10 protein-coding genes and 2 pseudogenes are annotated in these 10,112 nt (G+C 41.5%); 3 read left to right on the top strand and 9 right to left on the bottom strand.

The annotated features are described in order from the left end of the window. Window positions 1–70: 70 nt before the first annotated feature. Both AAEY55_RS09430 and AAEY55_RS09425 read left to right on the top strand, forming a co-directional pair. Complete coding sequence (locus AAEY55_RS09430) at window positions 71–244, top strand: hypothetical protein (protein ID WP_162010629.1); 174 nt, start codon at window positions 71–73, stop codon at window positions 242–244. A 22-nt stretch (window positions 245–266) separates the two neighbouring features. After that, window positions 267–1,076 carry a DUF2797 domain-containing protein gene (locus AAEY55_RS09425; RefSeq protein WP_179807990.1) on the top strand — a complete coding sequence of 270 codons (810 nt, stop codon included), beginning with the start codon at window positions 267–269 and terminating at the stop codon, window positions 1,074–1,076. On the opposite strand, the gene AAEY55_RS09420 is transcribed toward AAEY55_RS09425, so the two are convergent. Next, window positions 1,073–3,601 carry an EAL domain-containing protein gene (locus AAEY55_RS09420; RefSeq protein ID WP_350550967.1) on the bottom strand — a complete coding sequence of 843 codons (2,529 nt, stop codon included), beginning with the start codon at window positions 3,599–3,601 and terminating at the stop codon, window positions 1,073–1,075. The genes AAEY55_RS09425 and AAEY55_RS09420 overlap by 4 nt on opposite strands. An 82-nt stretch (window positions 3,602–3,683) precedes the next feature. Between AAEY55_RS09420 and AAEY55_RS09415 the strand changes: the two genes are divergently transcribed. Then, complete coding sequence (locus AAEY55_RS09415) at window positions 3,684–3,974, top strand: DUF4144 family protein (RefSeq protein ID WP_011327050.1); 291 nt, start codon at window positions 3,684–3,686, stop codon at window positions 3,972–3,974. Here AAEY55_RS09415 and AAEY55_RS09410 read toward each other — a convergent pair. The 8 genes and pseudogenes from AAEY55_RS09410 to AAEY55_RS09375 form a co-directional block, all read right to left on the bottom strand. After that, window positions 3,957–4,877: a histone deacetylase family protein gene (locus AAEY55_RS09410; protein ID WP_350550964.1), complete on the bottom strand. Its 921-nt coding sequence runs from the start codon at window positions 4,875–4,877 to the stop codon at window positions 3,957–3,959. The genes AAEY55_RS09415 and AAEY55_RS09410 overlap by 18 nt on opposite strands. Before the next feature lie 116 nt (window positions 4,878–4,993). Further along, a complete protein-coding gene (locus AAEY55_RS09405; protein WP_179807988.1) occupies window positions 4,994–6,535 on the bottom strand; it encodes a serine hydrolase in 1,542 nt (513 codons plus the stop codon). Between the two features lie 21 nt (window positions 6,536–6,556). After that, complete coding sequence (locus tag AAEY55_RS09400) at window positions 6,557–7,051, bottom strand: gamma-glutamylcyclotransferase family protein (protein ID WP_011327047.1); 495 nt, start codon at window positions 7,049–7,051, stop codon at window positions 6,557–6,559. Between the two features lie 67 nt (window positions 7,052–7,118). Continuing rightward, window positions 7,119–7,304, bottom strand: a pseudogene (locus AAEY55_RS09395) (LysE family transporter); the annotation flags it as partial. Window positions 7,305–7,413: 109 nt separating this feature from the next. Then, window positions 7,414–8,517 (bottom strand): RNA-guided endonuclease TnpB family protein, encoded by a 1,104-nt coding sequence (locus tag AAEY55_RS09390; RefSeq protein WP_309216726.1) that lies wholly within the window; start codon window positions 8,515–8,517, stop codon window positions 7,414–7,416. Between the two features lie 109 nt (window positions 8,518–8,626). Then, a pseudogene (locus tag AAEY55_RS09385) lies at window positions 8,627–8,782 on the bottom strand (LysE family transporter); the annotation flags it as partial. 13 nt (window positions 8,783–8,795) lie between these two features. Beyond that, window positions 8,796–9,569, bottom strand: coding sequence for a hypothetical protein (locus tag AAEY55_RS09380; RefSeq protein ID WP_179808261.1), 774 nt, complete (start codon window positions 9,567–9,569; stop codon window positions 8,796–8,798). 3 nt (window positions 9,570–9,572) lie between these two features. Then, window positions 9,573–10,049 (bottom strand): CreA family protein, encoded by a 477-nt coding sequence (locus AAEY55_RS09375; RefSeq protein ID WP_083497484.1) that lies wholly within the window; start codon window positions 10,047–10,049, stop codon window positions 9,573–9,575. Window positions 10,050–10,112: the final 63 nt, after the last annotated feature.

Genomic DNA, 10,112 nt, shown 5'->3' with positions numbered 1-10,112 from the left:
ATGGTTTTAAACTAATCGGAATCCCCCTCCTTTCCTGAACTTGTTCAGGCGCTTGGCGAGGTGGTGGAGGATGTCAACAATTACTATTGAAGGGGTAGAAACGCAAGAGGTTCACGACTTACTTAAAGGTATGAACGCCGATCACGCACAAGGATACCTTTACGCCAAACCACTCGCGTATGACGATTATTTACAGTACTTAAACAGCCAATATAATTTAAAAATGTTAGACTCCCCTTTTTAACATCTTTAGGGGCCAAGTAAAGATGCAAGGCACATTGCGTAAATTAAAATCGAGCTTAACCGAGCCGGTACAATATCACTTACCTGTGGGTGAGCACTTAGTCGACTTAAATGCATTTATAGGCAAAGAGCTAACGCTTACTTTTAGCGGCACAATTTTATGCTCTAGCTGCGGTAAAAAAACCAAAAAAAGCTATTCTCAAGGCCATTGCTTTGTATGCATGCGCAAACTTGCTAGTTGCGATATGTGTATTATGAAGCCAGAAACCTGCCATTACGATCAAGGTACTTGCCGCGAGCCAGAGTGGGGAGAAGAAAATTGCATGATCCCGCATTACGTCTACCTCGCTAATACCTCAGGACTAAAAGTGGGTATTACTCGCCACACGCAAATACCAACTCGCTGGGTTGATCAAGGCGCTACCCAAGCATTGCCTATTTTTAAAGTGCAAACACGGTTGCAATCAGGCTTAGTAGAAGTGGCATTGGCTGAATTTATTGCTGATAAAACTAATTGGCGCAATATGCTAAAAGGCCAAAACGAAGCGCTAGATTTAAAAGCTGCAGCCGCTGAGCTTATTCCACAAATTAGTGCAAAGCTAAATGAGCTAAGCGAGCTATTTGGCGCAACAGCTATTGAACAGCTAGATGAAGACGTAGTTGATTTAAACTTTCCGGTAAGCGAATACCCAACCAAAATCAGCTCGTTTAACTTTGATAAAGACCCGGTAGTAAGCGGTATTTTACAAGGCATTAAAGGTCAGTATTTAATTTTTGAAAAAGGCGTTATTAACATTCGAAAATTCACCTCTTACGAAGTAACCGTAGGCTAAGTGCCGGTTGGTTGAGTGCTCGCAGATAAGCAGTTCAACCGATAAAAATCAAACCATTGCCGCTGCGTTAACGGGTGGCAATAGTAATACCCCTGTATAACATTACACCCTAAGCTAATAAGGTAGTTTTTTTGAGCTAGCTGCTCAACTCCCTCTGCCACTACCATTAAGTTTAAATTGCTTGCCAGTGCAATAAGCGCTGCAACTATTTGGCTATTGCCGTATTCATCAGGGACTTTAGCAATAAAGCTCGCGTCTATTTTTAATGTATCAAAAGGCAGTTTCGTTAAATAACTCAATGCCGAGTACCCGGTACCAAAGTCGTCTAATGCTATATGCACGCCCAGCTTTTTTAGTTGCTGCAACTGCGTTTTAGCCTGTGTAAATGAGCCAATAAAGCTGCTTTCTGTCAGTTCTATTTCAAGTAAACTACCGGGTAAATTATAATGTTTAAGCATAGTGCTAATATTGTTTGCCAGCTTGCCTTGGCTTAAATGACATGCCGATATATTAATTGCTAAGCGCCCAGCCACCAGTCCTTCTTTTTGCCATAGCGTTAGTACTTTACCCGCCTGATTAATAACCCATAAATCTAACCGCACTATCAACCCTAGCTCTTCAGCAAGCGGAATAAATTGCGCGGGCGATATCATTCCCAAATCGGGGTCGTGCCAACGCAATAATGCCTCAACGCCCATAATCTGTTCACTTTTAAGGCATTGTTTTGGCTGAAAATACAATTCAAATTCGTTATTATCTAACGCATGCTGAAAACGACTCATCATGGCTAGGCGCTCTAGCGAGCGAGCATTCATAGAAGGTTTAAATAATTGAAACGAATTACGCCCCACATCTTTTGAGCGATACATAGCAATATCGGCATGCTTTAGCAGTGTTTCGCTGTCTAGGCCATCATCAGGGTAAACAGCCGCGCCAATCGAAGCTGTTACACCTACTTCAGCACTTTCTAATTGAAATGGGGTGTTTAAGTTATTTAGTATTTTGTCAGCTAAACTAGCTACTGCATCAATCTTATTTATTTCGCACAGCACTACAAATTCATCTCCTCCTAAACGCGCTAAGGTATCGCCTTCGTTTAAAGTAGCCTCGATACGCGCAGCAACCAGAGTTAATAAACAATCCCCAGCGCTATGGCCTAAACTATCGTTTACTTCTTTAAAGCGATCGAGGTCAATAAACATCACCGCCAATAAATGCTGGTCGCGGTGAGCTGCAGCCAAAGCCATTTTGAGCCTGTCGTTAAACAAACGTCTATTTGGTAGGCCCGTTAATTCATCAAAATAAGCCAACTGCACAATTTTATCTTCAGCATTTTTTCGCTCGGTAATATCACTAAAAATTGCCGCATAAATAGCATCTGAATTATTAGGCTCTTTAATTTCAATTATAGTTAACCACTCTATATAAATATCGCCATTTTTTTTACGATTACAAATTTCACCCTGCCATACACCCGTTTTGTTAATTGCATCCCACATTTTTATATAAAAGCTTTTATCATGCCGCCCCGAGCTCAATATACTTGGGCACTTACCTATAACTTCATGCTCTTTATAGCCAGTCAATTGGGTAAACGCTGGGTTTACTTGCATAATAGTGCAATTGCTATGGGCAATCATTACGCCGTCGAGTGATGAATCTATTATTTTATTGGCTAAATATAGATTTCGCTGCGAGTGCTGTAGGGCTAAATCTCGTTGCACTAATACTTTTTCTAGCTCAGAACAATACGCACTTTCAATTTCATGTATTAAATGTTCGAGTGACAACACGCCTTTAATTTCATCATTGTCGCTCACTACTAAATGCCGTACTTGGCTATCTAACATTAATTTGTAAGCATCAAAGAGGCTATCTTGTGGGGCTATTTTATAAAGCGGTCGACTTGCTAAATCCCAGCACACACTCTGCTCGCTCTGGCGTGTGATCAGGTGTAATAAATCGCGCTGCGTAATAATGCCATGTTCTTTTTGCTGTTGATTAAAAACTAAAATAACTTTTTCGCTGCGTTCGCGCATTAATTTCACCGCTTCATTTAGCGCTAATGAGCTAGGTACAATTGTTATGTTTTTAGTGTACTGGTCGTTAATAGTGCGAAACTGTAAGTAATGATCAAGCCCTTGATTGCGCACAATATCTGTAATGCTAATTACCCCACACGGTACGTTATTGTTATCGGTAACAAGTAAATGCCTTACACCATGCTGATGAAAAGTTAGTGCGGTATCACTTAATAACTGCTGGCTAGGGACACTTAAAACCGGGCTCGTCATCACATCTTTAATGCTAGTGCTTGTAACTGCAGGATTGGTAAAGTCGAGTTTTAAACAGTCAGTTTCTGTCCAAACACCTAATATGCGTTGTTGCTGCGCAATAAATATTGCACTGATATTATGTGCCCGCATTAGTTTAACCGCATCAATTAATGGCGTATGCTTGCTACAGGTTATTACCTTATTAGTAAAAATATCACCTACTTTTTGAAAACGGCTACTGTGTGGCATTATTCTACTCCCTAAATTTGCACTAATAAGCGAGTATAAATCGAGCAAATATTCCCCCTTTGATGTAGGACAATAAATAAGCATGTCGTATCCAAAAATTATTATTTATAACAATGAAATTGAGTTAGCTGAGCAGCCTGATGAAGTAGATGATTTTGTATATGCGATGGATGAGCTGCAAAAAAGCAGAATTATTATTTTAGATAGTAAGTATAGTTATACAACATTAAGTGGCGAGCCAAAAACAGCCATTAGTGCCATTGAATTAGCAGATTTAGTGAAAGATTATTTGCTAAAAGAAGGTCAGTGTTGCCTAAGTAAAATTAAGCAGCTAACACCTGAGCAAGCATTTGCGTTACTCATAATCGACTAACGCTTTAACATGTGCAATTGCACTGCGACCCAATGCAGAAAGCGCATACCCCCCTTCTAAATACGACACTATACCGCGGCAATTATGCTGCTCGCTAAAGCGGGCTAATTGCTCGGTTAGCCAGCGGTAATCTTCCTCTACAAACTTTAAACTGGCCATATCATCTTCAAGGTGAGCATCAAATCCTGCGCTAATAAATAACATGTCAGGCTTAAAAGCATTTAGTTTAGGCAGCCATTGCTGCTCAAATACCGCTTTTAAATCGTTACCGTCGCTGGCAGTTGGCAAAGGTGAATTAACTAACGTGGTGTTATTTTCAACCACTGTATTGGGATAAAATGGATGCTGAAATAAAGAGCAAAACAAGACGTTTTTATCATCTATAAATATATCTTGAGTGCCATTACCATGATGTACATCAAAATCAACAATAGCAATGCGCTTAACCCCTTTGCTTTGTGCATATTTAACCGCAATAGCAAGGTTGTTAAATACACAAAAACCGGATGAGGTAGTGCGATTTGCATGATGCCCCGGCGGGCGCACCGAGCAAAATGCAGCATCAAGGTTGCCCTCTAGTATTTCATCTACCGCTAAAATACCGGCTCCTACTGCACGCTCAATTGCTTTTAATGAATCGGGACATAACCAAGTATCACCGTCTAAATCGACAAGCCCTTGGGTAGGTATTTTACTTTCAACAGAGCTAACTAATGATTCGTCATGCGCAAGTAAGTAATGCTCTCGTTGCGCTTTAGGCGCTTGCTTTTGCTCAATAGCAATATCTAACCCGCTTGCTAGTAAGCGATCGTTAATGGCATCTAACCGCTCTGGGCACTCTGGGTGATCATCAATCATTTTATGTTTACGACAATGAGGGTGAGAAATAATTGCGGTACGCATAAATGCTCCTAACTGTATCATTAAACATAATATAACAAAGCCACCCGTGGGTGGCTTTGCGACTTTGGTGTATACCCTTTACGCTAGATATAGCAAATTAGGGATAGCAAAAACAGTTATTTTGCTGTTAATTTTAAATTTCTAAAGTCAAAACTAAAGTCGGTTACTTGCGTTGAAACTGCACGCATTTTAGCGTTACTCACTCTATTTTCTGTATTCATATTAAAATTAATAAACGCATCAGCCTCAAGTAGCTTTTCATCCCACTTAACAATAAAAGTATTGCCAGTGTAATGCTCAAGTGAGCCTTTTAAGCCCTTGGTATGCGTAAAATCAATATGTAATTTGCCATCAAGCTGCTCAATAATTACATCGCCGTACCAATTATCGTGCAATGTACCAGTGTAATTAATATTAGGTAGTTGCGGTTGATAATCAGCTGGCGCTGCAGGCTTTGCGTTAGCGTATGCTTTCTCTTTGCTTTCAAAATGCTTTTTAGCTAAGTCTTCAACCCAATCTTTATCTTCAAGCTCAAGCGCATCTTCAAGCACTTCGTGAGTTACTGCCGCTAGCGCACCAAATGCTTGCTGATTACTTAAAATAACAATACCGAGTTTTTTCTCAGGCAGTAATGTAACCTGCGACACCATGCCTAAAATACCGCCACCGTGACCAAGCTTTTTAAAGCCGTGGTAGTCCTCAATACTCCAGCCTAGCCCGTAACCTCTAAACTGCTGATGATACGCCTCAAACGCGCTTTTAGACGCCATAGCCGTTATATGTGGATGCCACATTTGCGCTTGTTGTTTTTCGCTAAATAACTGCTCGCCATTTGGCATTGTGCCACCAGCAAGTTGCGTACGTAGCCATTGGCTCATATCGCTGGCACTTGAGGCTATTGCCCCAGCGCCTCTAAAATCTTCTAGGTAGTTAACAAAAAATGGATGGAGTTGGTTATCCATCGGAATATGCCCCGTTGCCCAGTTTTTATTGCTACTTGGAATGCGCGAAAACCCCGCTCGCGAGTGAGTCATATTTAGCGGCTGTAACATGTTTTTTTCGATGTAATCGTTCCAACTCATCCCAGATACGCGTGCTACCACTTCCCCTGCGGTAACAAACATTAAGTTGTTATACGCATATTGGCTGCGAAAGCTGCTGGCCGGTTTTAAGTATTTTAAGCCTGCTAAAATATCATCAACCGACTTGTCGGTACTTGGCCAAATCATTAAGTCGCCTTGCCCAAGCCCCAACCCACTGCGATGACTCAGCAGATCGCGAATACGCATTTCGCGGGTTACGTATGCGTCATATAGTTGAAATTCTGGCAGGTGATCAATCACTTTATCGTCCCAGCTCAACTTGCCTTCATCAACCAACTTAGCCAGCGCCGCACTGGTAAATGCTTTGGTGTTAGATGCAATGCCAAACAAGGTGTCTTTATTAACCTTATTACCGGTGTTTATATGGGTTACACCAAAACCTTTAGCAAATATCACTTTGTCGTTTTCAACAATAGCAACTGCCATTCCTGGCACATCAAAACGTGCCATGGAGGTTTTAATTACCTGCTCTATTTTATTGGTATCTACCTGTGCCCAGGTACTAAACGTAGCCCCTGCTAATAAAGCAATTGTGGCAAACTTAATTAACTTCATTGTTATCCTTTTTTATTATGATTATTTTTGATGTACTGCAAATTCAATTTCAGCACGCTCTAGGTTACTGTCGCTTTTTTGCGCGCGGTTTAATATTGCATCACTGTATGCTTTTGGAACGCCAGCTTCAAGCGCGCCGCGATGAACGTGTTTAATATACCAGTCGTAGGGTAGCGCTTCACTGTCATGGGTATTGGCAATATAGCAATGAGCGTTAACGTCTTCGCCGCTTAAAAGCTTTACGGTTATATTTACGCAGTCGTAACCTGCACCTTCTATACCATCTAAAATGACTTTTTCGGCATCACTTATTTGATAAACAACCCCATAAACTAACGCATCCTCTGCATCACTTGGGCTAATACTGCACTTACCTGAGCCATCTTTAAAATACATATCAAAGGTTAGCTCATAACCTTGTAATACGGCTGTACCAATGCGCTTAGCATTAGGCAAGCGCGCCAGTAAACGGTGAGACGACATGTTAGAGCCAAACGAAAAATTATAAAGCGACATACCTACTCCTAAAATTAAATAATGTAACTTGGTTTTAAATTACAACACGAATAGCCAAAGCTATTAAAATAAAAAACAAGGTGGCTTTAGGGTTTAATGCATTGGTTAAAAAGCCGCGCCGAAAGGCAAACCAAACGGGCTCTGCTGGCACCGTTTTGTTGGCAATATTATCATTTAGATTTGCCCCCGGTTTGGCTGCTCGCAGTGCTTGCACTCCCAAATAAGCTAAATAGGCACCGGCCAAGTATTTAAGCCCCTTGACATCCTCCCCCACCTCGCTTCGCGCCCGACAAGTCGGGAAAGGAGGGGGATTCCTGTTTCATAGCGTATCGCTTTAAATTCAAAAGAATCTAAAGTCTTACTTACGCTCCACAGGCTAACACTGTCTGCCCGACAGCTTTAATATTCAGTGCCGCATTTATGTCGCGGTCTAGCTCGCTAGAGCATTGAGGACACGACCATTTACGGATATGTAACGGCAAGGAATCGACAACGTGACCGCAGCAATTACAGCGTTTAGAGCTTGGATACCACTTATCAATCTTAACTACAGTTCGACCGTACCACTCAGCTTTGTAGGTAAGTTGGCGCACGAACTCGCCCCAGTTGGCATCGCTAATTGCTTTAGCAAGTTTTCGATTCTTGACCATGTTTTTTACGCTCAGACTTTCACAGCTAATCACTTGATTATCGTTTATCAATTGGGAAGTCAGTTTGTGGGTGAAGTCGTGACGACAATCAGCAATCTTTGCTTGAACGCGAGCGACTTTCTTTCTGGCTTTGTGGAAGTTAGAAGAACCTTTCTTCTTCTTCGATAGCACACGTTGAGTCTTAGCTAGTTTACTAGCGTAACGCTTGGTGTGACGGGGATTTCCAGACTTGAAACCGTTGGAGGCAATAACAAGGTCAGTCAAACCTAAATCAATACCGACTGTATTTTTACTAATCGATAGTGGTTTTGGCTCGAAGCGACACAGACAAGATACAAAGTAGCGACCCGCACTGTCTTTGCTAATTGTAATGGTGGTTGGTTCGCTAGGCAGCTCTCGCGACCAACGAACATTTATAGGTTGCTTAGATTTAGCCATGAACAACTGACCATCAGTATATCTGAATGCTGCTTTGGTTAGTTGTGCGCTTTGTTTCGAGCGCTTCTTTTTGAAAGTTGGGTATTTAGCTCGACCCTCAAAGAAGTTCTTAAAAGCAGTTTGTTGGTTTCTGATTGCTTGCTGCAAAGGAACGCTAGAAACATCATTAAGCCAAGGGAACTCAGGGTTTTTCTTGAGTTCAGTTAGATAGCTTGATGCTTTGCTGTAGTTAATCTTGATTTGCTCATTGTAGTAAGCATCAGTACGCCAACGAAGAATAGAGTTGTAAACAAAACGCGTACAGCCAAACGTCTGTTCAAGTAAGGTTACTTGCTCAGGTGTTGGGTAGAACCGTTGTTTAACCGCTATCTCTTTCATGCCTTACAAGATACACAGTGTTTTTGTAAGATTCAAGCTCTATTGTTAGCGCGTTGCGCTAAAACCTTACATCCCCGACCTAAAGGACGGAGTTTTTCGGCTCAAATGATAAAATAGCCGCACCAACACCTGCACTAGTCCAAAGAGCATTGCGCCTACCTTGCTGCACACTTTGCTTTAATACCACAGCAAAATCGGGCCCTGGGCTTGCTACTGCAAAAAAGTGCGCTACGGCAATCAGTAAAAATTCGTCTAAGTAATTCACACAATATCTCTGCTTAGTTTGGCATATACGCTAATAACAGCGGGTTAGCTGAGTTATTGACTAATGCTTTAATTTCTTTTTGCGCTTTTTTAAATTGGCCGCGCAAATGCGGTTTTAAATGCTGCTTAGAGCGTTTATCATTTTTAAAGTAACTCACTAACGCATGCATAAATACCGTATGGGTTTCGTTCAACGACGCTTCGCGATTTGCATAAGGGTTATAACACGAGCCACAGCCGCCCTTAAACTGATATACCGTATTGCTCATCATTACCCCAAAGCCTAAAAAGCAAGCCAGTGCATCAGCAGCTTGCGCTAAGTAGTCTTTTCCGCCCGGTGGTAATACGCCTACATGATGAATTAAAATAGTCGCTAACGTTCCAGCAAAACTGGCAACTAAGTCTTGTGGCTGGTTTACTTGATTTGGATTAAACGAAATATTAATAGCCTGGCTAGGCGGTACAATTAATTTAGCGCCTTCGCCACGTAGTTGTTGGCTAAATTTAAACTGTGGAAAAACCTGTGGAGTGAGCTGCTGCGGTGCAACTAGTTGAATAGGCCACGCTGTCATACCCGCATAACTACTTACGCGGTTAAATACCTTAGTGGCCATTTCTTCAATACTCGATACCGAGTCGGGAAAGAACTCAACCGTGGGCAAAGTGATTTGCGTATGCTGGGTAAAAAACTCAACATCAAAGTTTTCAACTGCCCATATAAAGGTATCAATTAACCATTGCTGCTCTTGCTCAGCCAGTAATGGTTTGGGCTTAAATAACGCTAACATAGCTTACTCTCGCTCTTGCCCAAGCGCCCATTGCCATGCTTGTGTATTGTATAATGGCACAGTAGATAACGCATGATGATGACTCCCCGTAGACTCTTTAGTCGAGTACGACAAATACAATAAGGTATGTGCTTTAGCATCGTAAATACGACGCACTTTTAATGATTTAAACAAAATACTTTTAGATGATTTAAATACCACTTCCCCAGATTTACTCCGATCAATCTGCTGCAATTGCTCTGCGGTAATAACCCCGGTTTGCCGACACGAAATTGACATATCAGAAGGATCTGAAAAATCTAAATTAGCTTCTATATGGCTAATATGGCACGTTACCCCAGTGACTAAAGGGTCTTGTTGCGAATTTACAATTACATCCTTGGTGGTAAATAACCCAAGGCTTACAGAGGCAACATCATCTGAGCACGCTGTTAAGGTAAGCATACCTGCGAGTAAAAAGCTGACTTTTAAATACTTCATCGTGTTCTCCAACATACTTAAAGAGGGATACGGTTTATTCTTCTATACTAAACGTATTTACAG

The organism is Pseudoalteromonas sp. 120-MNA-CIBAN-0494 (assembly GCF_040308885.1).
In the GTDB taxonomy this organism is placed as follows: Bacteria; Pseudomonadota; Gammaproteobacteria; order Enterobacterales; family Alteromonadaceae; genus Pseudoalteromonas; species Pseudoalteromonas nigrifaciens.
The sequence above is the reverse complement of the archived record's forward strand: the minus strand, read 5'-3'. Positions and strand labels throughout refer to the sequence as shown.

Coding starts and splice junctions, on each gene's coding strand:
- AAEY55_RS09415 (WP_011327050.1), top strand. CDS start 3,684: ATGTCGTATCCAAAAATTATTATTTATAACAATGAAATTGAGTTAGCT.
- AAEY55_RS09420 (WP_350550967.1), bottom strand. CDS start 3,601: ATGCCACACAGTAGCCGTTTTCAAAAAGTAGGTGATATTTTTACTAAT.
- AAEY55_RS09390 (WP_309216726.1), bottom strand. CDS start 8,517: ATGAAAGAGATAGCGGTTAAACAACGGTTCTACCCAACACCTGAGCAA.
- AAEY55_RS09405 (WP_179807988.1), bottom strand. CDS start 6,535: ATGAAGTTAATTAAGTTTGCCACAATTGCTTTATTAGCAGGGGCTACG.
- AAEY55_RS09380 (WP_179808261.1), bottom strand. CDS start 9,569: ATGTTAGCGTTATTTAAGCCCAAACCATTACTGGCTGAGCAAGAGCAG.
- AAEY55_RS09400 (WP_011327047.1), bottom strand. CDS start 7,051: ATGTCGCTTTATAATTTTTCGTTTGGCTCTAACATGTCGTCTCACCGT.
- AAEY55_RS09430 (WP_162010629.1), top strand. CDS start 71: ATGTCAACAATTACTATTGAAGGGGTAGAAACGCAAGAGGTTCACGAC.
- AAEY55_RS09410 (WP_350550964.1), bottom strand. CDS start 4,877: ATGCGTACCGCAATTATTTCTCACCCTCATTGTCGTAAACATAAAATG.
- AAEY55_RS09375 (WP_083497484.1), bottom strand. CDS start 10,049: ATGAAGTATTTAAAAGTCAGCTTTTTACTCGCAGGTATGCTTACCTTA.
- AAEY55_RS09425 (WP_179807990.1), top strand. CDS start 267: ATGCAAGGCACATTGCGTAAATTAAAATCGAGCTTAACCGAGCCGGTA.